Origin of the sequence: Streptomyces sp. NRRL S-1813 (genome assembly GCF_000719605.1) — a bacterium.
GTDB lineage: Bacteria > Actinomycetota > Actinomycetes > Streptomycetales > Streptomycetaceae > Streptomyces > Streptomyces decoyicus.
Genome location: NZ_JOHB01000002.1, coordinates 471,930 through 498,147 on the forward strand (window position 1 = coordinate 471,930; position 26,218 = coordinate 498,147).

27 protein-coding genes and 1 pseudogene are annotated in these 26,218 nt (G+C 70.4%); 19 read left to right on the forward strand and 9 right to left on the reverse strand.

Going from position 1 to position 26,218, the window contains the following annotated elements; all coding sequences use genetic code 11:
* Positions 1–8 precede the first annotated feature (8 nt).
* Genes IF67_RS0106840 through IF67_RS0106865 form a run of 6 tightly spaced genes read left to right on the forward strand, consistent with a single transcriptional unit; the run spans position 9 to position 5,659 of the window.
* Entirely contained in the window at positions 9–659 is a 651-nt protein-coding gene (locus IF67_RS0106840; RefSeq protein ID WP_030983131.1) for a thermostable hemolysin, read from the forward strand.
* A complete protein-coding gene (locus IF67_RS0106845) occupies positions 646–2,217 on the forward strand; it encodes an AMP-binding protein (RefSeq protein ID WP_030983132.1) in 1,572 nt (523 codons plus the stop codon). Before IF67_RS0106840 ends, IF67_RS0106845 begins: the two co-directional genes overlap by 14 nt.
* The gene (locus tag IF67_RS0106850) at positions 2,214–3,155 is read left to right on the forward strand and encodes a TauD/TfdA family dioxygenase (protein WP_030983133.1); all 942 of its coding nucleotides are present in this window, start codon (positions 2,214–2,216) and stop codon (positions 3,153–3,155) included. The genes IF67_RS0106845 and IF67_RS0106850 overlap by 4 nt, the downstream gene beginning before the upstream one ends.
* Positions 3,152–3,829: an O-methyltransferase gene (locus IF67_RS0106855; protein ID WP_030983134.1), complete on the forward strand. Its 678-nt coding sequence runs from the start codon at positions 3,152–3,154 to the stop codon at positions 3,827–3,829. The genes IF67_RS0106850 and IF67_RS0106855 overlap by 4 nt, the downstream gene beginning before the upstream one ends.
* Positions 3,830–3,872: 43 nt before the next feature.
* Entirely contained in the window at positions 3,873–4,400 is a 528-nt protein-coding gene (locus tag IF67_RS0106860; RefSeq protein ID WP_030983135.1) for a nuclear transport factor 2 family protein, read from the forward strand.
* Entirely contained in the window at positions 4,397–5,659 is a 1,263-nt protein-coding gene (locus IF67_RS0106865) for an amidohydrolase family protein (RefSeq protein WP_030983136.1), read from the forward strand. Before IF67_RS0106860 ends, IF67_RS0106865 begins: the two co-directional genes overlap by 4 nt.
* Positions 5,660–5,668: 9 nt before the next feature.
* Here IF67_RS0106865 and IF67_RS0106870 read toward each other — a convergent pair whose 3' ends face one another.
* On the reverse strand, positions 5,669–6,178 hold the full coding sequence (locus tag IF67_RS0106870; RefSeq protein ID WP_051817687.1) for a MarR family winged helix-turn-helix transcriptional regulator: 510 nt from the start codon (positions 6,176–6,178) through the stop codon (positions 5,669–5,671).
* Positions 6,179–6,509: 331 nt separating this feature from the next.
* Between IF67_RS0106870 and IF67_RS0106875 the strand changes: the two genes are divergently transcribed.
* On the forward strand, positions 6,510–7,160 hold the full coding sequence (locus IF67_RS0106875) for an alpha/beta hydrolase (RefSeq protein ID WP_158713052.1): 651 nt from the start codon (positions 6,510–6,512) through the stop codon (positions 7,158–7,160).
* Between the two features lie 150 nt (positions 7,161–7,310).
* Here the strand turns inward: IF67_RS0106875 and IF67_RS44680 are convergent, their stop codons facing one another.
* Complete coding sequence (locus tag IF67_RS44680) at positions 7,311–8,240, reverse strand: CAP domain-containing protein (protein WP_234340997.1); 930 nt, start codon at positions 8,238–8,240, stop codon at positions 7,311–7,313.
* A 353-nt stretch (positions 8,241–8,593) separates the two neighbouring features.
* Here IF67_RS44680 and IF67_RS0106885 point away from each other — a divergent pair, with 353 nt between their 5' ends.
* Complete coding sequence (locus IF67_RS0106885) at positions 8,594–10,099, forward strand: sigma-70 family RNA polymerase sigma factor (protein ID WP_078889318.1); 1,506 nt, start codon at positions 8,594–8,596, stop codon at positions 10,097–10,099.
* Positions 10,100–10,365: 266 nt separating this feature from the next.
* On the opposite strand, the gene IF67_RS0106890 is transcribed toward IF67_RS0106885, so the two are convergent.
* Together IF67_RS0106890 and IF67_RS0106895 are read right to left on the reverse strand one after the other, a co-directional pair.
* On the reverse strand, positions 10,366–11,712 hold the full coding sequence (locus tag IF67_RS0106890; RefSeq protein ID WP_030983141.1) for a M64 family metallopeptidase: 1,347 nt from the start codon (positions 11,710–11,712) through the stop codon (positions 10,366–10,368).
* A 338-nt stretch (positions 11,713–12,050) separates the two neighbouring features.
* Positions 12,051–12,992, reverse strand: a complete 942-nt coding sequence (locus tag IF67_RS0106895; RefSeq protein ID WP_030983143.1) for an NADP-dependent oxidoreductase — start codon at positions 12,990–12,992, stop codon at positions 12,051–12,053.
* A 186-nt stretch (positions 12,993–13,178) separates the two neighbouring features.
* Here IF67_RS0106895 and IF67_RS0106900 point away from each other — a divergent pair, with 186 nt between their 5' ends.
* The 7 genes from IF67_RS0106900 to IF67_RS0106925 all read left to right on the forward strand — a co-directional run bounded on the left by IF67_RS0106900 (position 13,179) and on the right by IF67_RS0106925 (position 19,396).
* The gene (locus IF67_RS0106900; RefSeq protein ID WP_030983144.1) at positions 13,179–14,438 is read left to right on the forward strand and encodes a LuxR C-terminal-related transcriptional regulator; all 1,260 of its coding nucleotides are present in this window, start codon (positions 13,179–13,181) and stop codon (positions 14,436–14,438) included.
* Between the two features lie 82 nt (positions 14,439–14,520).
* Positions 14,521–14,766, forward strand: coding sequence for a non-oxidative hydroxyarylic acid decarboxylases subunit D (locus IF67_RS0106905; protein WP_030983146.1), 246 nt, complete (start codon positions 14,521–14,523; stop codon positions 14,764–14,766).
* 223 nt (positions 14,767–14,989) lie between these two features.
* Positions 14,990–15,331 (forward strand): hypothetical protein, encoded by a 342-nt coding sequence (locus tag IF67_RS0106910; protein WP_030983148.1) that lies wholly within the window; start codon positions 14,990–14,992, stop codon positions 15,329–15,331.
* A 407-nt stretch (positions 15,332–15,738) separates the two neighbouring features.
* A complete protein-coding gene (locus IF67_RS45685; RefSeq protein WP_267959178.1) occupies positions 15,739–15,861 on the forward strand; it encodes a hypothetical protein in 123 nt (40 codons plus the stop codon).
* Between the two features lie 28 nt (positions 15,862–15,889).
* A complete protein-coding gene (locus IF67_RS0106915) occupies positions 15,890–17,374 on the forward strand; it encodes a cytochrome ubiquinol oxidase subunit I (protein ID WP_030983150.1) in 1,485 nt (494 codons plus the stop codon).
* A complete protein-coding gene (locus tag IF67_RS0106920) occupies positions 17,371–18,498 on the forward strand; it encodes a cytochrome d ubiquinol oxidase subunit II (RefSeq protein ID WP_078889306.1) in 1,128 nt (375 codons plus the stop codon). Before IF67_RS0106915 ends, IF67_RS0106920 begins: the two co-directional genes overlap by 4 nt.
* Positions 18,499–18,652: 154 nt before the next feature.
* Positions 18,653–19,396 (forward strand): class I SAM-dependent DNA methyltransferase, encoded by a 744-nt coding sequence (locus IF67_RS0106925; protein ID WP_030983154.1) that lies wholly within the window; start codon positions 18,653–18,655, stop codon positions 19,394–19,396.
* A 110-nt stretch (positions 19,397–19,506) separates the two neighbouring features.
* Here IF67_RS0106925 and IF67_RS0106930 read toward each other — a convergent pair whose 3' ends face one another.
* The 4 genes from IF67_RS0106930 to IF67_RS0106950 all read right to left on the reverse strand — a co-directional run bounded on the left by IF67_RS0106930 (position 19,507) and on the right by IF67_RS0106950 (position 22,426).
* Positions 19,507–20,316, reverse strand: a complete 810-nt coding sequence (locus tag IF67_RS0106930) for an endo alpha-1,4 polygalactosaminidase (protein WP_078889319.1) — start codon at positions 20,314–20,316, stop codon at positions 19,507–19,509.
* A 109-nt stretch (positions 20,317–20,425) separates the two neighbouring features.
* A complete protein-coding gene (locus IF67_RS40220; RefSeq protein ID WP_051817689.1) occupies positions 20,426–20,641 on the reverse strand; it encodes an IclR family transcriptional regulator domain-containing protein in 216 nt (71 codons plus the stop codon).
* A 311-nt stretch (positions 20,642–20,952) separates the two neighbouring features.
* On the reverse strand, positions 20,953–21,627 hold the full coding sequence (locus IF67_RS0106945) for a hypothetical protein (RefSeq protein ID WP_030983157.1): 675 nt from the start codon (positions 21,625–21,627) through the stop codon (positions 20,953–20,955).
* A 208-nt stretch (positions 21,628–21,835) separates the two neighbouring features.
* A complete protein-coding gene (locus IF67_RS0106950; protein ID WP_030983159.1) occupies positions 21,836–22,426 on the reverse strand; it encodes a TetR/AcrR family transcriptional regulator in 591 nt (196 codons plus the stop codon).
* A 62-nt stretch (positions 22,427–22,488) separates the two neighbouring features.
* On the opposite strand from IF67_RS0106950, the gene IF67_RS0106955 reads away from it, so the two are divergent.
* The 3 genes and pseudogenes from IF67_RS0106955 to IF67_RS0106965 form a co-directional block, all read left to right on the forward strand.
* On the forward strand, positions 22,489–23,244 hold the full coding sequence (locus IF67_RS0106955; protein ID WP_030983161.1) for an alpha/beta fold hydrolase: 756 nt from the start codon (positions 22,489–22,491) through the stop codon (positions 23,242–23,244).
* The gene (locus IF67_RS0106960; RefSeq protein ID WP_030983162.1) at positions 23,241–23,711 is read left to right on the forward strand and encodes an SRPBCC family protein; all 471 of its coding nucleotides are present in this window, start codon (positions 23,241–23,243) and stop codon (positions 23,709–23,711) included. Before IF67_RS0106955 ends, IF67_RS0106960 begins: the two co-directional genes overlap by 4 nt.
* Before the next feature lie 102 nt (positions 23,712–23,813).
* Positions 23,814–24,116 (forward strand): annotated as a pseudogene (locus IF67_RS0106965) (helix-turn-helix domain-containing protein); the annotation flags it as partial.
* A 100-nt stretch (positions 24,117–24,216) separates the two neighbouring features.
* On the opposite strand, the gene IF67_RS41190 reads toward IF67_RS0106965, so the two are convergent.
* On the reverse strand, positions 24,217–24,645 hold the full coding sequence (locus IF67_RS41190) for a VOC family protein (protein WP_078889308.1): 429 nt from the start codon (positions 24,643–24,645) through the stop codon (positions 24,217–24,219).
* Positions 24,646–25,305: 660 nt separating this feature from the next.
* Here IF67_RS41190 and IF67_RS0106980 point away from each other — a divergent pair.
* The gene (locus IF67_RS0106980; protein WP_030983171.1) at positions 25,306–26,217 is read left to right on the forward strand and encodes an MBL fold metallo-hydrolase; all 912 of its coding nucleotides are present in this window, start codon (positions 25,306–25,308) and stop codon (positions 26,215–26,217) included.
* Position 26,218 lies beyond the last annotated feature (1 nt).

The following is a 26,218-nucleotide window of genomic DNA, read 5'->3' on the forward strand; positions in this document are numbered from 1 at the left end:
GGAGCACCGTGCAGATCGATCTGGCACACCGGGCGAGCAGCTCATGGCTGGACGCCGCGGACCTCGCTCGCGAGGTGTACGCCCAGGCCTATGGCGCCGATGTGGCGCCCCGGCCCGACTCGTTCATCGTCGCCCGCCCGGACTGCGGCGGGGCGGCGGAGCCCTGCCCGCCACTGGCCTGCGCGGGGCTCACCTTCGGCAGGGACCAGGAACTGTTCTCCGAGCGGTATCTCGACACCGGGATCGAGGCCGCCGCACTGGACCGTCTCGGGGTCACGGTGGACCGCAGGCGGGTGGTGGAGGTGGGGGCACTGGCCACCAGACGCGCCTCGGTCGGCCGTGAACTGATCAGAGCCACCCCGATCATCTCCTGGTGCCTGGGCATGGAGTACATCCTGTGCACCGCCACCCGGAGCCTGATCACGACGCTGGCCCGTACCGGCATCTGCTTCGAACCGTTCGGACCCGCCGACCCGGGCCGGCTGTCTCCCGACGAGGCGGCGCGCTGGGGCTCGTACTACGACCAGAAGCCGCAGGTCGGCGTCATCGCGCTGAACGCCCTGGACCGGCTGTTCTCCGACACCACCGGGCGCTACTCCGTCACCGACCTCCAACTGAGCATCAGCGCAATGGAGGTGGCCGGCCATGCGGGCCATTAGGGAGAGCCTGGTCAGGTTCGGCGAATCGGCGCGTCCGCTGATCGAGGTGCTGGGGGAGGACGGTGTCCCGGCACGGACCCTCGGCTACCAGGAGGTGACGCGCCGGGCCGCGGACCTCGCCGAACAGATCGGCCCCCGGGACGGCCGGCCGCTGCGCATCGGTGTGGTCTGCGGCAACACCCCCGAATTCGTGGTCGCCGATCTTGCACTGATCGTCGCACGCGCCATCGAGGTGCCGGTCCCGCTCGCCTTCTCCGCCGAACAGGCCGCCGGTCTGCTGGAGGAGACCGATCTGTGTCTTGCGGACGCGGCCGGGCAGGAGCGGCTGACGCAGTGGGGGAGGGACCGGGTGCTGCGCCCGGACTGCACGGTGCTGCCGCTGTCCACCGACGGGCCCGTTCCGACCGCGCCGCTGGTACTGGCGCCGGACGGTGTCGGCGAAGCGGACTGGGAGTGCAAGGTCATTCACACCTCCGGGACGACCTCACGTCCCAAGGGGGTGCGGATCCGGGCGGCCGCGCTGAATGAACTGCTGGGCTCACTGCGGTCGGTGATGCCCCGCGGGGCCTTCGCCCGCTATCTCTCCGTCGTTCCGTTCAGCCTGCTCATCGAGCAGGTCACCGGCCTCTACATGGTCCTGCTCGACGCTGGGACGCTCGTCCTGATGCCGCCCGGCAAGGCCCTGGTCGGCACCGCGGCCGCGGCCCCCGCAGACGCCATGCCGTACGTGGCCGCGTCCCGCCCGACCGCGATGGTCGCCACGCCCGCGCTCGTCGATGCCTTCGCCACCGCCGCGGACGAGGCCGCGGCCGGCGGACGGGCCGTGGCACCGGCCCTGTTCGGGAGTGCCGAGGCGCCGCTCATCTGCTGCGGCGGTGCGCCCGTGCACCCCGAGCTGCTGCGCCGCCTGGAGGAGCACGGCCTCCCCGTCCACGAGGGGTACGGACTGTCCGAGAACAGCTCCGTGGTCAGCTGGAACACCCCGGCCGCGCGCCGCACGGGCACCGTGGGCCGGCCGCTGCCACACGTCCGCGTCAGGCTCGCGGACGACGGGGAACTCCTGGTCAACAGCACCTCGTTGTTCGCCGGCTACACCCGCGACGACCCCTCCAGCCTCGTCCTCGACGCCGACGGCTGGCTCCGCACCGGCGATCTGGCCCGGATCGACGGGGACGGATTCCTCAGCATCACCGGCCGCAAGAAGAACGTCATCATCACCGCGGCGGGCCGCAACGTGGCCCCCGAGTGGGTCGAGGCGCAGTACGCCCAACTCCCGTTCGTCCGCGCCGTCGCGGTGGTCGGCGACGGACTCACCGTCCTCCACGGTCTGTTCCTGGTCGAGGAGTCCACCGATCTCGCGGAAGCCGAAGCAGCCGTCCGGGAGTTCGGCGCAGCACACCTCTCCGAGGTGGAACGGGTCGCCGTACCGCACCTCACCGTGGCCGACGAGCGCCTCTACCGCAGATTCTTCACCGTCACCGGCCGGCCCATGCGGGCAGCCGTCCGCACCGCTCTGTCCAACGGAACGCTGTACGACCACCAAGGAGCTGACGCATGACCACGATCGCTGACGTCCGGCCCTACGGCGCCGCCACGGGCCGGCTCGTCCTGCCCGCCGGGGACGGTTCGCTGGGTGCGCTGGACCCGGCATGGGTCACCGGGCTGCTCGCCGACGCCGGCTTTCTGCTCTTCCGGGGCTTCCACACCGACCTGGAGGAGTTCACCTCGTTCGTGAAGGCGCACTCCAGCCGGATCACCCTCGACCCGGCACGCTCCTTCCACGGCGGCGAGGTCGCCCAGAAGGTGGACGCCGGCACCGGCGCCGTCGGCCTCCATCTGGAGAACGGCAACAGCCCCTTCGGACCCGACCTGACGTGGTTCCTGTGCGAGAAGGCCGCCGCCAGCGGCTCCCGGACCACCGTCTGCGACGGTTACCGCGTCTGGGACGCGGCCAGTGACACCGCCCGCGCGGTCTTCGGCATCAAGGACATCATGTACAGCCGCCGGGTGGAGGAGCCGAAGTGGAAGGCGTTCGTCTGCCACCAGACGGAAGGCCGCAAGGACCCCGACGACATCACCTTCGCCGATATGAAGGACCTGGTGGGCAGCAATGTCTCCACCACCCTCCAGCTCAACGACGACGGCTCCCTCCACTACGCGTACCGCACCGGCGCCGCCCGCGCCACGCTCTTCGGCAGCCGGCTCGCCTGGGCCAACAGCATCTTCGGCCCCTCGTACAACTACGAGACCCCGCACATCACCTTCGCCGACGGCACCGACATCCCCGAGGAACTCCTCGCCGAATTCCGCCGGCTCACCTCCGAACTGACCGAGGAGCTGGACTGGCAGGACGGTGACCTGGCGCTGATCGACAACACGCGGGTGATGCACGGCCGCCGCGAGATCCTCGACACCGACCGGACCATCTACAACGCACAGAGCTATCTGGACCCCGCACTGCTGGCCGCCGGGCGGAACGGGAAGGCGCAAGGATGACCCGTACGCCCACCGGGCTCGATGACGCGCGTGTCGGCGCCGTCCTGGAGGAGATTGCCCGCACCGCCGAGCACCATGACCCGGACGTGATGAAGGGTGCCTACGCCACCGCGGCCGACTGGCCGCAGCCGCCCACCGCCCAGGAGGCCGCCGAGCTGTGCGCCCAGGCCGCGCTGCCCGTGCACCCGCAGGTCGGCACCTTCCTCTTCCAGCTCGTACGGAGCCTGCGCCCGGCGCTCGTCGTGGAATTCGGCACCTCCTTCGGCGCTTCGACGATCTATGCGGCGGCGGCGCTTCGCGACAATGGCGGCGGCCGCATCATCGGCTCGGAGCTGCATCCCGGCAAGGCCGACCGTGCACGCGCCCACCTGGAGCGCGCCGGGCTCGACACCTACGCCGAGATCCGGACCGGCGACGCCCGTGAACAGCTCGCCGCGCTCCCCGGGCCGGTGGACCTGGTGCTGCTGGACGGATGGAAGGAGCTCTATCTCCCGGTCCTCAAGGTGCTCGAACCCGCACTGCGGGCCGGCTCCCTGATCGTCTCCGACAACCTGCCGATGCTGCCGCCCGAGTTCACCGACCACGTCCGCACGGCCGGCAACGGCTACCTCTCCCAGCAGCTGCCGCTGGGCGACGGCATCGAATTCTCCCTCCGCCTCCAGGACGAGGCATGACGCCGCCGCTCCGGGCACCCGCCAGAAAGGGCTGTGAACACCTGTGAATCCCCGTACCCACCGCCGTACCCTGCTCCGGGCCGGCTTCGCCGCGCTGCCCCTGGCGGCAGTGACCCCGGCCGCACACGCCGCCGAACGGTCCGGCAAGCTCACCGCCGCCCAGGTATCGAGCTGGACCGACGCCTATCTTGAGGCCTGGCGGACCAAGAACGACACCGCCGCGGTCCGGCTGTTCACCCCCGACGCCGTGTACGAGGCAGTGCCCGGCGTTCCCGCACAGACCTTCCGCGGGCGCGACGCCATCGGACGCTACTGGCGCGACATCACCGCCGGCCAAAGCGACATGACGGGCCGTCACGGCACCCCGGTCGTCACCGGCAACCGTGCGGCCGTCGAACTCTGGGTCACCCTGCGGGCCCCCGGCATCAACCCCGACGGCGACCACTGGGTCACCTTCCTGGAGAGCAACATCCTGCTCTTCGCACCCGACGGCCGCTGCCGGCGCAACACCGAGTACTGGAACCTCCAGATGGGCCGCCTGCAACCGCCCCAGGGGTGGGGCACTGCATGACCTCCGCCCGTACGCTCCTCACCGGTGGCCGCGTCCTCAGCATGGACCCGGCCATCGGTGAACTGCCGTCCGCCGACATCCTGGTGGAGGACGGCCGGATCACCGCAGTACGCCCGGACATCGATGCCACGGAGGTGGGCGAGCGGATCGACGCCCGCGGGTGCCTCGTGCTGCCCGGCTTCGTCGACACCCACCGGCACATGTGGCAGGCCGTACTGCGCGGCAGTGGCGCGGACCAGACCCTGGACGAGTATTTCGCGACCGTGCTGCACGCCCTGGCGCCCCGGCTCACCGCCGACGATCTCCACGTCGGGAACCTGCTGAGCGCGCTGGGGGCGCTGGACGCGGGGGTGACCACCGTGCAGGACATCTCCAACGTCGCCAAGCCGACCGAGGAGTACACCGACGCCCTGCTCGATGCGCTCACCGACTCCGGACTGCGCAGCGTCTTCGCCTACGGACACGGCACGGAACAGGATGCCCGCCGGGTCCGTACCCGCCGGCTGCACACCAAGGACAGCCTGGTGACCATGGCACTCAATGCCGAGGCCGGCAGTGCGCAGACCATCCGGCGCGGCTGGGCCCTGGCACGGGAACTGGACCTGCCGACCGCCCTGCACGTCCGGGGCGGCAGACCGGTCTCCCGGCTGCACCGCCTCGGCGTACTGCGTCCCGGCACGGTCTTCATCCACGGCACCGGGATGGAGGACGGTGAGCTGCGGATGATCCACGACAGCGGTGGCGCGCTGTCGGTCGCGCCCGCCATCGAAATGACGATGGGCCACGGGCTGCCGCCGTTCGCCGCGGCGGCGGCAGCCGGACTGCTGCCCAGCCTCAGCGTGGACGTCGAAGTCGCCGCGCCGAGCGATATGTTCACGCAGATGCGGGCCGCCTTCCAGATCGGGCGCTTCGCCGCGCTTCAGGGCCATGCGGGCCCGGAAGCGCCCTTGCTCACGGCGCGGGAGGTCCTGGGGTTCGCGACGCTCGGCGGCGCCGCGGCACTCGGGATGGCGGACACCATCGGCTCCCTCACCCCGGGTAAGCAGGCCGATCTGCTCGTGCTGCGGACCGACCGCCCCGGCGTGGCGCCGGTGCATGACGCCACCGCGGCCGTCGTGTGCTCGATGGACCGCGCCGATGTCGACACCGTGATGGTCGCCGGGCGGGTGGTCAAGCGGCAGGGACGGTTGCAGTACGCCGGGCTGCCGCGGCTGCTGGCACGGGCCCAGGGCGTGCGCGACCGGCTGGCCGCCCGCTGACGTCGCCGGTCAGCGGCGGATCAGCACGCCTTCCTCGATGGCGGCGAGGGCGATCCGCAGCTGCTCGCTGAGCGCCTTCGCGGTGGGGGCCGGAATGCGGTCGACGAGCCGGGCGTGCACGGCGGTGGTGGCGCGCACCGCCGCCTCGGCGGTCTCCACCCCGCTCGGCGTGAGCTGCACCCAGCTGCTGCGCGCATCGTCCTCGGCCGCCGCGCGGGTGACATAACCGGCGGCCACCAGGCGCTTGATCACATTGCTGGTGCCGCCGGAGGACAGCAGGAGAGCGTGGGTGAGATCGGTCGGCTTGAGGCGGTAGGGGGCGCCGATCCGCCGCAGGGTGGCGAGCACTCCGTACTCGGCCTGGGTGAGCCCCAGTTTCTCCAGCTCGGCTCCGGCGGCGATGTCGAAGGCCGAAACCAACAGGGCGGTCCGTTTGGCGAGTTCCAGCGGGAGACCGGCGATTTCGGGCAGTTCATGTCCCCATGCCGAGATGATCTCGTCTACGTGGTCAGGCTCCACTGAGAACCGCCTTCCCTCTACCTAAGTGCTCAGTCCAAACATATCCCACCGTCCGGACAGGCACGTTCTGACCTGGGGAGACTGTGTGATTGCCAGATGCAGACACTGTGAAAAGCTTTCCATCTATCTTTCAATATAGCTTTTTCCAATGCTTTCTCTCTATGCTTCTCCCATGTTCAAGCGTGAGTCGAGGCGTGCTCTGGCCATGACAGCGGTCCTGGCTCTGGCTCTGACCGGCGCCACTGCCTGTGCCGGCCACACCGCGGAAAAGGCCCCACAAGGGAGCGCAATGGCGGAAAACCGCCGCTCCGCCGAGGAAGGAACCGTCGGAATGCGAGAGTTCAGCGCCGCACCGGACCGGCTGCCGTCATGCTTCCGCGGCGTCCGGGGCGCCACCGCATACCGTCTGCCCGGCACCTCGGGCGGCGGCCGCCTGGTCGCCGCGGGCACCGGACCACACGGGGTCGTCTTCGCCCCCATCTCCTGGGGTGACGCCTGCGAATGGGCGGCCGAGGCCAAGCGGCTCGCCGCCGACGGCTACCACGTCGTCACCTTCGACTGGGGAGCGGACCGCCGCCGGACCGTGTCCGACGCGACCCGTTTGCTGCGCTCGCGCGGCACCAAGAGCGTGGCGTGGGTGGGCGGCTGTATGGGCGGCACGCTCATGCTCGGCATGCTGACGGACCGCACCGCCCGGCCGGCCGGCGTCGCCGGCATCAGCCCGCTCGCCTCGTTGGGCGGCTACACCGCGGGGAACGGCACGTCCTACGACGGCGAACTGCTGCTCCTGGGGACCGCCGACGATCCGCTCTCCGACGAAGGCCGGCTGCGCGAGGTCGCCCACGGCTTCCCGAAGGCCGAGGTCAAGGTCCTGCCCGGCACGCTCCACGCCGCCGAGATCTTCGCCGGTCCGCACGGTGACGCGGCCCGCCGCAGTCTCGACGGCTTCCTCGGCCGGACCTTCGCCCCGGCGGGCGGCTGACCCCTCGGGTGGCTGATCTGCTCGGCGTCGCGGGGCCCAGCAGTCCGGACCGGACCGGCCCGAACTGCTGGGAACTCCCGGGGGCTGCTGGGGACGCGTGCTCACCGCCCCGGCCGGCGAAGGAGCCAGTGCACCGATCGCCGGGTGCGGTCAGGCGTGGGTGCCGAAGTCCTGGGTCCACCACGGCCCGTTGGCGCTGAGATTGACGCCCACTCCGGTGGATTTGTAGGAGCAGTTGAGGATGTTGTCACGATGGCCCGGGCTGTCCATCCAGCCCTTCACCGCCGTGGACGGATCCTTGGGGCTCTTGAAGATGTTCTCGGCCCAACTGCCCCACTGGAAACCGGCTTTGGTCATCCGGGTTCCGGGGTCGACGCCTTCCGGGGTGTTGTGCTCGTAGTAGTTGCGGGCGGCCATGTCGTCCGAGTGGGCCTGCGCCGCGGCCTGGATATGGGGGTCGACGGTGAGGGGGCCGCAGCCGTGCTGCGCCCGCTGGGCGTTGACCAGCTCGACGACCTTCTGCGCGAACGCCGCGGCGGTGCCCGTTGCCGCCCGCGTTCCGGCCGGTGCACCGGCTCCGGTTCCGGACTCGCGCCGGGGGGTGCGGGGTGTCGTGCTCTTGACCGTGTCCGTGGTGCGGTCGGGGGTCTTGGCGTGCGGCCGGGCTGAGGTGTGCCGCTTGCCGTGGCGCTTGGCTTCGGACGGGGAGGCCGAGGGCTTGCGGCTCTTGGGCGGCTTCGAGGCCTTCGGCGCAGGGGACGCGGAGGTGGCGGCGTCGGTCGTCACCGGCGCGGACCGGCCCTCTGCCGCGAGCGCCTGGTCGGCTCCGGAGTCGGGCCGTATCAGCACCGCACCGGTAGCGCCCACGACGATCACGGAAGCCACTGCCAGCAGCGTCACCTTCCGCCGGGGATGACCGCCACCGCGGTGCAGACCGCCGTTCCGCCCGTGCCGTCCCCCCGAGCGGCCGCCGGCGCCGGGCAGGCCGGAAGGCCGGTGCGTGGCGGACCCGTTCGCCCGGCGGCCGCTCCCCGTCGGGGCCTCGTCGTGCAGATCCGTGTGAAGGTGGTCGTTGTTCATGGTTCCGTTTCCTGTGGGGGCTGGGGATCCGTCGGGCCTGCGGTGCCGCGTGGTGTGTGGTCCGGGTGGTCCGACACATGGGAGATCCCGGGGGCGGGCCCCGATAACGAAAAGCTCGCAAGATTTTTTTGGTGCGTCCTCATGGGCGGTCCCTGGGGGACCTCCGGTGGCGCTCCACGGACCGCTGCCGCGGCGCGTGGCCGGGCCGTCGGCCCCGGGCTGAGCCATGCGCGTGGGCCGGGGCGCGGGCGCCTTCCGGATCCGCGTAGGTTTTTCTGTTATCGCGACGTGCCCACGGAGTCACCTGAGCGCGGGGGTTACGAGTACGCACGACTGAACAGGGATGAATGGGCGTGAAGCAGGAAAACGGGACGGCAGCCGTCGAGGCTGCCAAGGCCGGGGACGAACATGCCCGGGAGGAGCTGATCGCCTCCTACCTCCCGCTGATCTACAACGTCGTGGGACGTGCACTGGACGGCCACGCGGATGTCGACGACGTGGTGCAGGAGACCATGCTGCGCGTCCTGGAATCGCTGGCGGACCTACGGGAGCCGGCGTCCTTCCGCTCCTGGCTGGTGGCGATCGCCATGAACCAGGTACGCCGCCGGTGGACCACCGAGCGCAAGGCACCCGTCGTCGGCCTGGAACAGGAACCGGAACGGCCCGACCGTTCCGCCGATTTCGTGGACCTGACCATCCTGAAGCTGGGACTGTCCGGCCAGCGCCGCGAAGTGGCCGCGGCCACCCGGTGGCTGGACGAGGGCGACCGGTCGCTGCTGTCCCTGTGGTGGCTGGAGGCCGCGGGCGAGATCACCAGACCGGAGCTGGTCGACGCCGTCGGGATCGACTCCCGTCACGCGGCCGTCCGGGTGCAGCGCATGAAAGAGCAACTCGAGGCAGGGCGCGTGGTGGTCCGCGCGCTCGCGGCGAGTCCGCCATGCCCGGATCTGGCCGAATTGACGGCCACCTGGGACAACGAACCCTGCGCCCTCTGGCGCAAACGAATATCCCGTCATGCACGCCAGTGCTCGGCCTGCTCCGGGCACTGGAAGGACCTGCTGCCCGCCGAAGGACTCCTGGCCGGCCTCGCCCTCCTGCCGCTGCCCACGCACCTCGCCCCGCCCGCAGCCCTGGCCCCCACCGCCGCGACTACTACGGCGGCCGCGGCTCCCGCACACCACGCGTCCGGAGCGCCCGGCGCACCCTCGCTGCCGACGCGGCTCCCCAGGCCCCGCCGGCTGAAGAAGGGCACCGCCGTCACGGGTACCGCCACGCTCGCGGTGGCCGTCACAGCCGCCTTGTGGTGGTCGTCCGCTCCACCTCCGGAGGAACGGAAGGACGAGCCGAAGGCGGCACCCACCGTGGCCGCGCCCCCGCCGACGCCCCGCCCCACGCACACACCGACCCCGTCGCGCACCGCGACCGCGTCCCCCACACCGTCCGCCACGCCGACCCCCACCCCGTCGGCCACCCCGCCCAGCCTCGAAGAACAGGCCACCGAACTCATCAACCAGCGGCGGGCACGGGCCGGCTGCGGACCGCTGCGGATCGACCGGAGACTGCACACCGCGGCGCGGCGCCACTCCGCCGACATGGCGGCTCGTCAGTACTACGAGCACGACGCTCCGGACGGTACCGGCCCCGACGACCGGATCACCGCCGCCGGATTTCGCTGGATCAGCTGGGGCGAGAATCTCGACCGGGGTCCGCGCACCGCCGCCGCGGCGGTCAACGACTGGATGGGCGACGCCATGCACCGCGACAACATGCTCGACTGCAAGTTCACCGCGGTCGGCATCGGTGTCGTCGAGGGCACGGGCGGGCCCTGGTGGACCCAGGACCTCGCCGCACCGCGCTGATCTTCGCCCCGCCGGGGACGACACCGACGGCTGCACCGGACGGCGTGCGATTTCGGTCCCTCCACAGCCAGGCAGCAGGGCTGCAGGACGGCCGGGCGGCAGGACAGCCGGACGGCCGGGCGGGAGATCACGGCAGCAGCGAGATGGCCAGGACGGTACGTCGCCCGCGAAGGATGGGCGGACGCCCGTGAGAGGCCGAACCCCCGGTGCCGGGCGGCCGCGTTGCTGCGGCACGCCCGGGACCGGGGGTGGTGTGCGAGGGCTGGCTAGGGGGAGACCCGCCAGCTCAGCGAGCCGGACAGCAGCTTGTGCAGTGCCGGGTCACGGACCGCGGCCGTACGGTCGGTGGCCTTGGCCGTGACCGTATGGCTGCGGCCGTCGGCAGGGACCCCTAGGGCCCGCACCACGACCGTGGATCTGCCGCGTGCGGCCTTGCGCTCCCGGCCGTCGACATACCACTTCACCTGCGCGGAGGCGGGCACGGTGACACGGAGACGAGCCTTGCGGGCCACTGCGCGGTCGGTGGCCACCGGGCTGTTCAGCACGGTCGCATAGCGGTAGAAGCCCGCGATCATCGCTTCGCGGCCGGGGAGGTTGAACTCCCGGCCGAGCGTCCGCATGATCGAGTTCTCGGTGGGCCGGTTGAGCCCGTACTGGTAGTAGCCGCCGCCTTCGAACGCGCCGACCGCGCCGCCGTCCGGCGACTCCTGGCCGATCCAGCGGTACCACTTCTGCCGCTGAGCGGTCATCTGGTCGGCGGAGAGGGTGGTGATGTTGGCCTCGGTGGGTTCGGGGCCGGTGTAGGTGCCGGACTGGCCGTAGTCGTACTCGTCGGCGAGCTTGCCGAGCGAGTGACCGGTCTCGTGCACCGCGATCTGGTCGGAGCGGTCGTTGTCGGAGGAGGCGGTGGCGATCCCGTCGTAACCGGCCTGCGAGGAGATGTCGTTGTAGCCGGCACCGCCGTACTTGGTGGAGTTGCCGAGCATCACGACGAGGTCGGCGGCCGGGGCCTTGGAGGCGTAGGACTCGACCTTGCCGGTGTCGACGCACAGCAGCCGCTCGGTGCCCTCGCAGAAGAAGGCGGAGTCGAGGGCGGTGTCGCGGACGACGTCCTGCGTCGGATCCCCGGAGACACCGGACTCGTTGGAGACGGCGTCGACGGCCCAGACGTTGAACAGGCCGGCGTACGAGGCGTAGGGCTCGACGGCGGAGATCTTGGCCCACTTGGCGCGGACGTCGGCGTGGAAGTCCTCCTGCTGGGCCGCGGTGTAGCCGTCACCGACGAAGACCACATCGAGCTTGCTGCCGACGGGGCCGTTCTGCACGATCGAGGTGACGTCGACGTCGGCGGCGATCGCGGCCCTGTCGGAGGGGGAGACCGGCTTCGAGGCCGGGACGGTGGTGTGCCGGGGGTGAGCGGTCGATCCGGTGAAGTACTCGACCTGCTGGGTGCGTTGTCCGTGCGGGGACGGGGCCGAGGCGGTGCCTTGGGCGGTGGCCGCGGCGGCCGTTGCCGCCAGTGTCACCACGACAAGGCCGGCCGACACGGCGGTGCGTATGGAAGTGCGTCTGGAGGTGTCTTTCGAGGTGTGTCCGGAGGTGCGTCTGCGCATGGGGGGTCCTCCCGAAGCCCGCCGCACGAGCGGCGGGTTGATCCGAATTCAGGCGCGCTCAACGTAGAGGCTGCGGGGGCTTGAGGCAACGGATGGGGCCCGAGTGGCGTAGAAGACAGATGAGTTGAGGCCACGGCGTACCCTGCCCCCGCCCCCGGGCCCGCGGCCACCAGAGGGGCGGCCCCGCCACCACCCCGGCAGCCACCCGCACCCCCCGGTGCGCCACAGGCAGGCTTCCTGCGGCGCACCGGGGGGTGCAGGCGGTGGCCGGTTGCGGCGGTCCAGGCGGACGTCGTGACACACCGGCCGGCGCAGTCCTCAGATCGCGATGACCAACTTCAGATCTTGATGACCAACTTCCCCCGTACATGCCCCGCTTCGCTCAGTTCCTGGGCCTTGGCGGCGTCCGCGAGAGCGAAGGTCTCGACGACCGGTACGGCGAGCCTCCCCTCGACGGCGAGGCGGGCGTGCGCGGCAAGGACTGCCCGGACCTTCTCCGGGGGTGTACCGCCCGCCGAGAAGACCACGCCATGATCCGCGGCGTGCATATCGGCGATGGTGACGATCCGGTCGGTCTCTCCGCCGAGCAGTGCGATCGAGACCGGCAGCGCGTCCTGGCCGGCCGCGTCGAAGACCGCGTCGACGCCCTGCGGCGCAGCCGCCCTGACCCGGTCGGTAAGGCCCGCTCCGTACGCCACCGGGACCGCGCCCAGCGAGCGCAGGAAGTCGTGGTTGGCCGGGGACGCCGTGCCGACCACCGAGGCGCCCAGCGCCACCGCGAGCTGTACCGCGACCTGGCCGACGGCGCCCGCCGCACCGTGCAACAGCAGGGTCTCGCCCTCCCTCAGACCCAGCAGGTCGAGCACGCGCTGCGCCGTCTCACCGGCCACCGGGAGGGTCGCCGCGGCTTCGAAGGAGAGCGCCGCGGGCTTGCGTACGATGTCCCCCGCGAGGGCGTACTCCGCGTAGGCACCGGTGCTCGTCAAGCCGAAGACCTCGTCGCCGACGGCGAGGGCGTCCGCCGGCCCTCCGCCGGAGCCGCGGTCCGCTGCGTCACCGATCGCGTCCACCACCCCGGCGAATTCCAGCCCCGGCACGGCAGGAAACGTCGTCGGGTAGAACTGCTCCACCCACCCGTAACGCCGCTTGTAGTCCAGTGGATTGACGCCGACCGTCACCACCTTCACCCGCACTTCCCCCGGTCCTGGCACCGGCTTGTCGGTGTGCCCGAGGGCGAGCACCTCCGCGCCGCCGAATTCGTTGTAGATGATCGCTCGCATGTGGGTCTCCCCGTTCGCTGCATGGAATGTCGGGATGTACGCAATCCCCGGGCTGTCGTGCCGGAGGCACTGGATCGATGACTTCAGCCTCGTCCCCGGGAAGGGAGACGGCGCCGATCGTCGGGACAGTCCGACCTGGTCGAAAGGCCAGCGCCTGCCCCGGTGCCCCTGGTTACGCTGACGCACATGGAGTTGACCGGTTCCGTGCCCGCCCTGACCGCCGCATACGAGGTGATCCGCCAGCCACTGGGCGAGATCCTGCCCCGGCTCTCCGTCGTCCTGGCCGAGGTGGTGCCGCACCGGGCAGCCGCGGAACTGTCTACGCACTGCGCGCACTCACCGTTCAAGACGTACGGCGACGCGGAGCTCACCGGCCGGCTGTTCACCGCCGACCTGGCGCCGCTGCTCGCCTCGGGCACTCCGGGCCGCCCGTGGCAGGGCACCCTCGCGCTCGCCGGCGCCGAGCGGTGTGTCCTCGCCGCGACGAGCCATGCCACCCTCCGGGGCGCGGTCCTGCTGCTGGTACGGGACGCGGACGCCACCCCCGTCGACGACCGCGCCGCCGCCCTCGTGCAGGCGCTGTGGGACGTGGTCACCAGCCACTTCGACCGGTTGGCGGCGGAGGCCGTGCCCGGGGCGCTGGCCCGCTCGCGGACTGCTGCCGGGACCCGGGCTCAGGTGATCGCGGAGCTGGGCGAGTCCTACTCGGCCGGGCTCACCGGCCTGCTGGCCGTCCTGCGCAGCCGCACCCTCGACGATGCGGCGGCCCGCGCCACCGCCACGGACCTGGCGGTCACGGCCCTGGTGGAGCTGCGTGCGGAGGCGGAACGGGACCAGGAGATCGCCGAGGAACCGGCCGCCCAGGCCTTCGCCCGGCTCGCCGACGTGCTGCGGCCGCTCGTGCGGTACAGCCCCGTACGGCTGGAGTTGGGCGCTCCGGACTCCACGCGGACCGTGGCCGCCGACGTGGCGCACACCGCGCGGGCCATCGTCCGTACGCTGCTGCTGAAGGTGCTGGAACAGGAGACGGTGGGCCGCGTCCACGTCGGCTGGCAGATCACCGACGACGAACTGCGCGCGACGGTACGGGACGACGGGCCCGGCACGCTCACCCACGGCGTATTGGCGCATGGCGGGGTCATCGAGCGGCTTGACGTGCTGAACGGGCGGCTGGATGTCGACGCCGTACCAGGGTGGGGGACCACCGTGTCGGCGACCATCCCGCTGCGGGTCTCCCAGGACCCGGCCCCGGACCCCCTCATTGCGCTGGGCGAGCGGGAGCTACAGGTGCTGGCCCGGCTGGCGCTGGGGCACCGCAACCGGGCGATCGCGCAGGAGCTGCACATCAGCGAGTCGACGGTGAAGTTCCATGTCGCAAAGATCCTCACCAAGCTGGGCGTCGAGTCGCGGGGCGAGGCGGCGGCGCTCTTCCACACCGTGGCGTAGCCGACTGCGTTGTCCGGCTTCCCGACCCGCGGGTGCGATACACCACCTTTCCCCCACTTCACGAAGGGAACCCCGGCACACCATGACCGATGCCACCACCTGCTGCCCGCGCTGTGCACACACCACCATCGAGCAGCTCTTCACCTCACCCGTCCCGGGCGCCTGGCACGTGTTGCAGTGCGCACGGTGCCTCTACTGCTGGCGCACCAGCGAGCCCGACCGCCGCACCCGGCGCGACGCCTACCCGGAGAGCTTCCGGCTGACTCTCGACGCCATCGACCGCGCCTCGGATGTGCCCGCCGTCCCGCCTCTGCGGCCCTCCGGATGAAGAGCGGCCCCGCACGGGGGAGTTGCTCGCCATCCTGACGGTCGACGCCGGCTGCGGGGGTGAGGCGTGTGTGGCGCGGAAGGGAGCTGTCCCCCACCGGCAGAGGGCGGAAGCCACAAAAAATCTTTGCCGATGGCGGGATGTGAACGGTCGCGGGCGCCGCTCCGTATCTCTCCATATCCGTGCCCCGTGGGGCACCGGTCCACGATGTGAGGAGGGCACCATGACTGACCCTGGTATCCCGCAGCTCCAGGCCCTGCCGGACGGAGACGCCGAAGTTTCTCTGGTGGTTCGTTTGCAGTGGGAGGACGTTGCCGCGCTCGGTCAGGACGCCGCCAGACTGGCTGCTCGTTGGAAGCGCCCCGTGACCCTTGATGAGGCCGCCAGCCAGCGGCTGCGCATCCGCCCGCCGGCCACCCACGCCAAAACGGTGACACAGGAGCGGGTGCAGCAGCCCGCCATGGCGTCCACCACGGTGTCACCCCTGCCGTCCCGTTCTCCTCAGGAGCAGGCCCGTCAGGCGATAGAGAAGATCAACGGCAACGCCAGTCATGAGACGGCCTAGCACGGCGACGGACTGAGGAGGGCAACGAGGGACCGAGGAGGGCGACGGACCGAGCAGGGCGACGGGCCGAGTAGGGCGGCGATGAGTCCTGCTCTCCTGGGGCAGGGGGTTCGGCAGTTCGGGACTGCCGGACCCCCTGCCCCTGCCTATTTTCTTGACGCCAGTGCTGACATCTCTCCTGCGTCGCACCGGGCCCCTCCTGAGGCACCGTCCACTCGTGGGTTGGGCCCGACTGGGCCGACCGGGCGAAGCTCATCGGCCCAACGGCTCAATGCGGAGCCGTGGTGCGTGCTGCCCGCGCCCGCCGGTGGTTCCGTGACGAGCCGGGCGCGAACCGGCGCTGTCCCGCAGCACCGGGCCCGGCGCTGTCCGCAGGACGGGGCCGAGCACCGAGGAGGCAGGCCATCGTGAACCCCACCGCCGGCGCAGCACGAGAGGGGCAGCCGGCGCAGGTACGGGAGGCCCGGCCCGGCGGGCCGGGCCGACGGCGTGGCCCGCCCGTCGGCGCCACCGAGGCGGCCCTCTCCTGAACGTCCCTAGCAGCAAAGGCACGTAGGCATGCACACCACGGTCACCCTGCTGGCGGACGCCCCGGCCCAACTGCTCCCGGCCAGGCAGCTGATGACTTTCACCTTGGCGTCCCACATCATCCTGGTGCCGTTCGGCGTGGCGCTGCCGCTGATCACCCTGGTGATGCACTACCGCGGCCTCCGTCACCACGACCCCGTGGCGCTGCTCCTCGCCCGACGCTGGTCTGCGGTCATGGCGGTGCAGTTCGCGGTCGGCGTCGTCACCGGCACCGTGCTGTCCTTCGAGTTCGGCCTGCTCTGGCCGGGACTGATGGGCACATGGGGCGGCGTCTTCGGGATCGGATTCGGGGTCGAGGCATGGGCCTTCTTCCTCGAAGCGGTGCTCATCGCCATTTATCTCTACGGCTGGCGGAGGCTGAAGCCCGGCACCCACTTCCTGCTCGGCCTGCCGCTTCCGGCCGCCGCCCTGCTCGGTGCGTTCGGGATTCTGGCGGCCAACTCGTGGATGAACACGCCCCAAGGATTCACGCTCGATGCCGAGGGCAAGCCCGTGGACGTCGACATCTGGTCGGCCATCTTCACCCCGATGTTCGGCCCCCAGTACTGGCACTTCGTCGTGGCGATGCTGGTCACTGCGGGATACGCCGTTGCCGGCGTCTACGCCGTCGGCTGGCTGCGCGGCCGCCGCGACCGCTACCACCGGCTCGGCTTCACCGTTCCCTTCACCCTCGCCGCGGTGTTCACCCCGGTGCAGATGCTGCTCGGTGACTCCATCGCCCGGTCGGTCTTTCACAAGCAACCGGTGAAGTTCGCCGCGACGGAGATGGTCTGGCGGAGCGACACCCGCGTACCGGAGTACATTTTCGGCCGTCTGCACCCCGACGGCAGCATCTCCGGCGGCATCAAGATTCCCCAACTCGACTCCTATCTGGCCGGGTTCACCGCCGATACCAGGGTGACCGGGCTGACCTCCGTCCCGGCGAGCGACCGTCCGACGGCCGCCCAGGCCACCATCGCGCACTGGGCCTTCGACCTCATGGTCGTGCTCGGCTCACTGCTCCTCCTCCTCGCACTCTGGTACGGCTGGTGCCGGCTGCGGCGCCGTCGGCTGCCCCGTTCACCGTGGTTCTTCCGCGGCGCGGCATGCGCGGGTGTCGCCTCCGTCGTCGCCGTCGAATGCGGGTGGGTCACCGCCGAGGTGGGACGCCAGCCCTGGATCGTCTACCGGCACATGCGGATCGCCGAGGCGGTGACGGCGACCCGGTCCACCAGTCTGTGGATCATGCTCGGCCTGGTGATCGTGGTGTATGTGTTCATCTTCGGCTCGATGCTCGCCGTGCTGCTCAAGATGCGCACCGGCTGGCGGCTCGCCGACGCGCGACCGGCGGCGGGGGAGCGGCACGAGGGACCGGAGACCGGCACACCCTACGGGCCGCGCTCGCCGGTGCCGGCCGGCGACCCTCGGCCGCCGGGCGAGACGGGAGCGGCACCGACCGAGGACGGCCGGCCATGATCGCCGCTGTGATCGCCGTGGCGCTGCTGCTCGCCGTGGCCGCCTACGCCTGTGCCGGCGGCACCGACTACGGAGCCGGATTCTGGGACCTGACCGCCGGGGGCGCGGAACGCGGCAAGCGCCCCAGATGGCTGATCGACCATGCCATGGCCCCCGTATGGGAGGTCAACAACGTCTGGCTGGTCTTCATCTTCGTCATCATGTGGACCGGGTTCCCGATCCTCTTCCAGACCGTGTTCTCCGCGATGTGGGTGCCGCTGGCCCTGGCCGCCATCGGCCTGGTCCTGCGCGGCGCCGGCTTCGCACTGCGCAAGCCCATCCGCCGTATCGCGGGGCGACGCCTCTACGGCGCCGCCTTCGCCCTCTCCTCACTGCTCACCCCGTTCTTCCTCGGCGCGGCCGTCGGCGGAATCGCCTCGGGACGGGCGGTACCGGGCACGGAGGCGTCGGCTCATGCCTGGGCCAACCCGACTTCCACCCTCTTCGGGCTGATCGCGATCGTCTCGACCGCCTTCCTCGGCGCCGTGTTCCTGGCCGCCGACGCCGCTCGCTTCGACGCACCCGACCTGGTCGGCTACTTCCGGCGGCGGGCACTGGGCAGTCTCGTCGCGCTCGCCGTACTGGCGGGGGTCATGCTGACCGTCACCCGGAACGATGCCCCCCACGTATGGCACGGCCTCACCCACGGCGTCGGCTTCGGCCTCGTCGTCCTGGCCGGAGTCTGCTCCCTCGCCACGGGGTTGCTCCTGCTGCGCCGGTCGGGAGCCTGGTCGCGGCTGACCGCCGTCGGCGTCGTCGCCGCGGCGGTCCTCGCCTGGGGGGCCGCCCAACGCCCCTACCTCATCCCCACCTCCCTGACCGTGGCCGAGGGCGCCGGCCCTCCCAGCAGCCTGCGCTGGGTCGGCCTGGTCACCCTCGTGGCCGCCGTGGTCGTCTGCCCGGCCGTGGCCTTCCTGTACTGGCTGGACACCCACGGCGAACTCGAACCACTCTCCGACGCCGACCTGCACCGGACCGAGCCGGGCCGCGATGACCCGCCAGGCCAGGGCCGTGCCGACCGGGAGGACCCGGTCCATGGCGGCACGACCGATCCGGGCCCTGACGGGCCGAGGGACCCTGGCTGACGCGCAGTGCGTGCGGACCGAGCCGTTGTTGCCGCATCGGACGGCTCACCAAATGCGTGGAGGTGCACGCCACTTCGGCGGTAGGGTCCGGCCCGCACGCGAGCTTTCGTCAGGCTCGGCCGAGCGATTCGGCTGATCATGAGAGGAGCGTTCCGTGGAGGGATTCGATCCCAGGACGAGCTTCGGATATGAGGTGTCGCAGCGGTACGACGAGGAGCCACGCGGTGATGAGGCCGAGACGGTCGCGTTCCTGGCCAAGCTTGCCGGGCAGCGAGACGCCCTGGAACTCGCCGTGGGCACCGGCCGCATCGCGCTCCCGCTGATGCAGGCGGGGGTACGGGTGGACGGGATCGAGCTGTCGCCGGACATGGTCGACCGGATGCGCGAGAAACCAGGTGGCGATCAAGTCGACGTGACCATGGGCGACATGTCCCGCGTCACCACCGGCCGCACCTACGGACTGGCCTACCTGGTCTTCAACACGATCGGTAACCTGCTCACCCAGGAAGACCAGGTCCGATGCTTCCAGAACGCGGCCTGCCATCTCACCGACGACGGTGTGTTCGTCGTCGAATGCCGCGTCCCGACCGCGCCCGCACGCCCCGGTCATCAGTACCTCGACACCGAGCAGGTCCGCCTCGATCAGGTCGACCTGGATGCCGGCCGGTACGACCCACTGACCCAGGTCCTCGACCTGAACCACATCCGCATCAGCAGCGGGGGCATCAGGCTCTCTCCCATCAGGCTGCGCCTGGCCCACCCGCCCGAGTTCGACCTCATGGCCCGCATCGCCGGCCTCCGGCTGCGCGAACGGTGGGGCGGGTGGAACGGCGAGCCGTACACCGCCGCAAGTTGGCGCCATATCAGCGTCTACGAGCGCGCGGACAGCGCCGCGTAACAGACACCCGGCGAGACCCACTGCGACCCGCCCACCCCCACCCGACGGCCATCGAGCAACGGCACACTCCCGGGCCGACGACAGCTGATCCTCCCCAAACGGCCTGGCTGTCAGCAGTGCTCGGAGACATGGCCCTCGGCATCGGCAGGGCGGACCTCGCGATCGCGCAGGGAGAGGGAGAGGGCCTTGCCCCAGGCGCGGCAGGCGGCGGTGAAGTCCTTCTTCCGGTATTCGATGACGAAGACCCTGTTCGCATAGGCGTCGCCGAAGTCGGTGCACTCCTTGTAGCGGGCGCACTCCTCGACGACGGCGAAGTCGAAGCCGATGCGATGGCGCTGCGGCAGCAGGTCGGTGGTGTTCTTCTGGGCGACTGCCAGATGCCGTTGGTGGGCGCGGCGGGTCAGGAGCTGGGCGAAGGCCGCGGCGTGCCGGGAGGTGAGCCTGCCGTCGGAACGCTCGTAGGAGTCGAGGTTGTCGGGTTCGACCGCGTCGTAACCGGCCTTGGCGCAGCCGTCGATCCAGGGACCGACGATGTCCATGAGGGCGAGGCGTTTGGCGCCGGTGGAGATGTCGAGCAGGGGCTCGTCCCAGTCCTCGTCGATGACGGGCTTTCCGTGCTCATCCCGCAGCAGGAGTTCGGGGTGGTGGTCCTCCCAGATATCGGCGTCGGGCTGCGCCTGGAAGGCGTTGACGTAGCAGACGTTGTAGAGACCGGGGGCGGGCTTGGCCGTGCGGTCGCGGGAGACGGCCCGGACCCCGGCGGGCGGCGGATAGGCGCCGCCCAGCTGGTAGTCGAAGACGGCGTTCGCGGCCGGCGGCCGTACCGCGGTCGGGGCGGCCGCCCCGCCGGGCGGCGCCGATGTCCCGGAGTCCGCGGATTGTCCGGGACGGGCGGCGGAGCACGCCGTGCTGAGCGCCATGACCAGGACGAAGGCGCCGACGGCGAGGGGGCGTAAGGAGTGCACAGGCGGAGCCTATGTGCGGTCGGTGCCCGGAGGTGCCGGTGGGGTGCTCTCGGGAGCGCTTCGCTCACACCAGACGGTCGGCGATGTCCTGGGCGCAGGAGTGCAGCGCGGTCAGATGGTTGAGCAGTTCGTCCTGGGAGGTGAGGACGACGGCCGCGCCCAGGAATACGGCCAGGGGCGGGCGGCCGGAGGTCTCGCTGCCCGGCACGGCGAGCGCGAGGGAGCGCACACCGATCTCGTTCTCCTCGGCGACCGCCGCCCAGCCGTGGGCCCGTACCACCAGCGCCTACCCCAAGGACGTGGCGTGCCAGGGATTGCGGGTGCCCTCGGCGCTGCGCAGTTGCAGATGCTGGGTGCCTTCGATGGTCAGGACGAGCAGGACATCCCTTCGGCCGTCGGCCCGCCGCCGCGGCCGGGCCGGGGGAGGCGGGAGAAGCGCCGGAGCGTCGCGGGGGAGGTGCTGAGATGAGTGTGCCTCCCGGCCCGTAGGAGCCGGGAGGCACGGTCGCCGACGGCCGCAATGGTCTGCCCCGTGCCCGAAGTGCGCGAGGCAGCCCCCCGATGCGGCCGTTCGGCTTGGTCGTGGTCAGCTCAGCGCTTGACCACGAACGCCTGGCCCTTCTTCGCGTCGGCCGAGCAGGAGCTCTTCTCCGCCGCGGTCATCTTGCGCGTCTTGACGGTCACCGCATTGCTCTTGCCGTCGGTTCCGTTGGGCGCGGGGCCGGTGACCGTGTCCGGCACGAACCAGAAGTAGTGCCCCCACTTCTGGTTGTCGTAGTGCGTCTGCCAGGTCCCGGAGACGGTCTGCATGACCTGCGCACGGGAGATCCAGCCCACCTCGCCGGGCTTGACCGTCATGTTCAGGGAGCTGTTCTCGGTGTGCGAGCTCGACCAGGTGTGGCTGTACGTTGCCGTGACACTCAGGTCGATAAGACCGGCGATGTTGCCGCCGGCCGTGACGGAGACGCCTGCGGAGTCCGTGGAGCCCACGGTGTCCGCCCAGCCCATCGACTGCGTGGCGTCCGACGTACTGCAGTTGTAGAGGGAGTTGGAGACCTGGCGGAAGTCCCCGAGATATGCCTCGCCGAGGGTCGGCTCGTTGAAGCTGCACTTCCCTTCACCGGAAGCGCAGTCGGCTATGAGCTGGTCCCGGGTGGGTTGGTCGTCCGCGGCAGCCGGCATGGCCATCGCCGCGACCAGGCCCAGTGACGCCGTGGACAGCGCCAGCAGCCGGCTTCCGTGGCGGATCGTTCTGCTTTTCGTCATCGTGCTGTTGCCTCTCGCCCAGCCTTGTGGAAGCGACGAGTCCGTGTGGCATTCGTCGCTGTTGCGTTTGAGACTGGTGTGAAATCTGTGACAACTACACCAAGAATTAGTAAAGTTGTAGTTGATAGTGAAACAGACCCTTTACAAGGGCCCGAAACGGAGGCAGCATCAGGTCCCGCCGTAGCTCCGGAGAGCCGGTCGTCGGACGTTATCCGGCGGCGCGCGCCCCGTTGAGAACGGTGTTCACGGCCCGCGCCGCAAAGTCCTTCTCAAGGGGAAGTTGGCGCAGCGCGACACGCACCCACGCGGCCCCGGCCAGCAGGTCCACCAGCAGCATGCGGTCGGTGTCCGCCGTGATCTCGCCGCGTGCGACGGCCCGGTCGAAAACGGGCTGCTCGCGGGCGATCCGGTCGGCGAGGAAGCCCTTCACGTGTGCGGCGAGTTCCGGGCTGTGGGTGACGGCTCCCAGTACGGAGACGGCGATGTCGGAGGCCGGTCGCGTGGTGAGCAGGGTCACTATCGTGTGCAGCAGGGCCTCCAGGTCCCCTTCGAGGCTGCCGGTGTCGGGGGCCGTGAGCTCCAGTTGGCGCGCGCCGATGAGTGCGGCGCCCAGGAGGGCTCCCTTGGAAGGCCACCAGCGGTAGATCGTGGTCTTGTTGACGCCGGATCGCTGGGCGACCCCCTCGATGGTCAGCCCCTCGTAACCCTTTTCCGCGAGCAGATCCAGTGTGGCGTCGAAGATTTCCTGTGCCTTCCGGGGGCCGCCGCCCTGCCGTGCCCCGTTCCGCTTCTCACTCATGGGGCGAGATTAGCATCAAAAACAACGCAACGTTGCGTTGCATTTCATGTAGCGTGCCGGGCATGGAGTCCAATGAAGCCGGTCTGCCCATCGTTTTCGTGCACGGCACGCGTGTGAGCGGTGCGATGTGGCGACCCGTGATCCACACCATCGGAGAGCGTCATCCCATGGCGGCGCCCGACCTGCCCGGCCACGGAGGCCGAAGAGGTGAGCCGTTCAGCATCCCCGGCGCCGTGGCGGCGGTGACCGCCGCCGTGGACGAACTCGGCGGCCGCGCACTGCTCGTGGGGCTGTCCCTGGGCGGCTATGTCGCTCTTGCCACCGCCGGCGCCCATCCGGACCGTGTCCTCGGCACGGTGGCCATGGGCTGTACGGCGCTCCCACGCGGGCTGTTCGGTGCCGTCTACCGGGGAGCGGCGCGGCTCGCGGCCGGACACCCCCGACAGGCCGATCGCCTCAGCGCGTTCGCGTTCCGCCGCGCCCTGCCCCGCCCACAGGCGCACGCCATGGTCTCCGGCGGACTGAGCAGCGAGGTCACACCGAGCGTCGTCAAGGCCGTCCGTGAGATGGATCCGCTGGCATCGCTCTCCGCGTATCCAGGGCCGGTCTGGCTGGTGAACGGCGAGCGCGACCACTTCCGCCGCAACGAACGCCTCTTCCTCAACGCCTGCCGCGACGGGCGCCTCATCATCCGACCGGGCTGCGGGCACATCACCAGCCTCACCGATACGCCGGACCTCACCCGTCATGTTCTCGATGCCGCAGGGGTCGTCACGGCCAGGATGCGCGGCGCGTCGGCGCCGGAAGCCGCGCAGTGACCGCCCGGGTATGGAGCGTGGAGGAATCCCTGGAAATCCCCCTCCCTCCGCAAGCCGTCTACGCGGCCCTCGCGGACATCCGGCGGATGAAGGACTGGAGCCCCGAGGTCATCGGGGTGTGGCCCCGCGGAGACCGCTTCGTGGGAGTCAACCGGAAAGCCTGCTGGATCTGGTTCGCCACCTGCCGGATCGTCATTGCCGACCCCGGCCGGGAGTTCGCCTTCGACAACATCACGTTCGGCCTGCCGGTCGCGCGCTGGGGCTATCGCTTGACCCCGACGGAGCACGGCACCCTGGTCACCGAATACTGGATCGACCTCCGGCGCCGCGGATGGCGTCGCTGGATCGCCGAACTGCTGGGGCTGGTCTTCACCGGAACCCCGGCCGCCCGCCGCGCCGCACGCAATCGCCTCGGCATGCGGGTGACCCTTCGCCGCCTGCGCGCCACGTGCAGCACGGCCGTCTGAAGCGTCGCGGGAGGTCTGCCAAGCCTCGGGCTTTCAGCAGGCCAAGGGCTGTCCCGTAACAGCTGATCTTGGTGGCATGATCTTGTCGTTCCTGGTCTGATCATGGCGTCGGAGCCATGGATAGCCCCGTTCACCGGGCTGAGCCCGCGGCAGTTCGGCAAGCTGGTCACTGCGATACGGAGCGAAGGTACGAGCCCGGTACGCAAGGGCCGACCGTGGAGCCTGACCTTGGAGGACCGGATCCTGCTGGTAGCGGTCTACTGGCGTACGAACTTGACGCTGCGGCGGCTCGCCCCGCCGTTCGGAGTGTCGAAGTCGGCCGCTGACCGCATCATCGGCCGCCTCGGACCGTCGCTCGCGCTTCAGTCCCGTCAGCGGTTCCGTAAGGACGAGCTGGAGATCCTTCGCGACTGCCGCCTGAAAGGGGACGGCGTTCACACCGCCATGCTCGGCATCGCCCCGCTGCGCAACCTCGCCCTCACGGGATGACTCCCGTCCCATGTGCTCAGTCGATACAGAACTCGTTGCCCTCGATGTCCAGCATCGGGATGCATGAATCATTGCCGTCATACAGCGTTTGCACGTGTACTGCGCCGAGCGGGACCAGTCGTGCGCATTCGGCTTCAAGTACGGCGAGGCGTTCTTTACCCACGAGTCCGGTGCCGACCCGCACATCAAGATGCACCCGGTTCTTGACGGTCTTCCCTTCGGGGACGCGCTGGAAGTACAGTCGCGGGCCCACACCTGAGGGATCTATGCAGGCGAACCATGAATCCCGCTGCTCAGGTGGCTGCGAACGCTTGAAGTCATCCCAAGTGGCAAACCCCTCTGGCGGCGGCGGTACGACGTACCCCAACACCTCGCACCAGAAACGAGCGAGACGCTCAGGTTCTGCGCAGTCAAAGGTGACTTGGAACTTCTTGATCGCTGACATCGGTGCACCGTACCAAGGGGACTTGAGGCCCTGCCGCTCATTTCCCCAGGTGGATTCGCCCGCAATCCCGTCGGGCCCTGGGCCACCTCGGACACCAAGTGATCAAACCGGACGGTGAACTTGTCCAGGCTCCTGGACGTCGGTCGGGGAAAGCGGCCCTCAGGTGCGAAAGCGTCTCGGGCTGCTTGTCGTTCAGGGGGACGGGGAATCCGCTCATCGGCCCTGATCGCACGTGGCCCGTAGGCAGCCCCCCCGGTGCCCGGTCGACATGTCCACCGGCGCACCGACAACTGCTACATCGACGTGGCCGGCACGCAGGTCGTCCGGGTTGAGGCAGAGCGGCAGCCCGAAGAGCGTGGCGATCCCGGCGTAAGCCGGTACGAACGCATACCGCTGCAAGTTGATCGGCCCGGGCTCGCGCCTCGGGTCGGACGTACGGTCGACCTCCCATTTCCAGGCATCCGAACGGCAGGCAAGGCATACCACCATAAAACGCCCACCTCTTTGCTTCCGCCGGCTGCCCGGAAGAGACGTTCCCGGCGCAAAGCACAAGATCCGCCCCCTCTTCCGCTTCCGGTTGACGGCGGGGTACTCCTGTTGGTGGCGCGCGCTGACCACTCATTCACCTGCCCAACCCGGACCAGGAGGGACGGACCCGTCATGACCGAGAAGCTGTTACCCGTGGGGGTACCGGAGGAGGCCGACGGAGGCTGGCACGTCGACGCGCGCTGTACCAACTGTGATGTCGCCAGACAGCTCGCTCCCGAGGTGATCCGCGAGACGAACGGCCGCGCGGAAGTGTTCCGGCAGCCGCAGAACGACGCGGAGCAACGGCAGTTGTATGCCGCCGCCTTCGCCTGCCACACCCGGTCGATCCGGCACCCCGCCCAGCGCCTCACCCCCGACCTCGACCCCTTTCCCCTCGCGCTGGACGGCACCGTCCAGCTCTGCGGCCACAACTCCCGCCACACGGCGGGTGCGAACTCCTATCTGCTGCGCCGGCCCGCCGGACACCTGATGATGATCGATACGCCCCGTTGGAGCAGCGGTCTGGCCGACCGCTACGAGGCGCTGGGCCCCGTCACCGACGTCCTGCTCACCCACCGGGACCACGCGGCGCACGGCCGCCGCTACGCCGACCGGTTCGGGGCCCGGCTGTGGATCCACGAGGGCGATCTCGACGCCGCTCCGGACGCGGACCGCATCATGCGGGGCACCGACCCGGTCGAGATCGGTGACGGCGTCACCGCGTATCCGCTCCCCGGCCATACGCGCGGCAGCGTGCTCTACCTCGCCGATACGCGCTACTGCTTCAGCGGCGACAGTTTCTACTGGTCGCGCACCACAGGCGATCTGGAGGTGGCAGCCTCCGTCACCTGGTACTCGATCGTGGAACTGGCCGACTCCCTGGCACGCACCGCCCCTCAGCTGCGCTTCGAGTGGGTGCTGGCCGGCCATGGCGACCGCAAGCGGCTCCCCGCGGAGGAGATGACGCGCCGCCTCGGACAGCTGACGGCGCGTACCCGCGAGCTCCGTCCGCAGCCCGTCGACTTCACCGCTGTGCGGTGGTGAC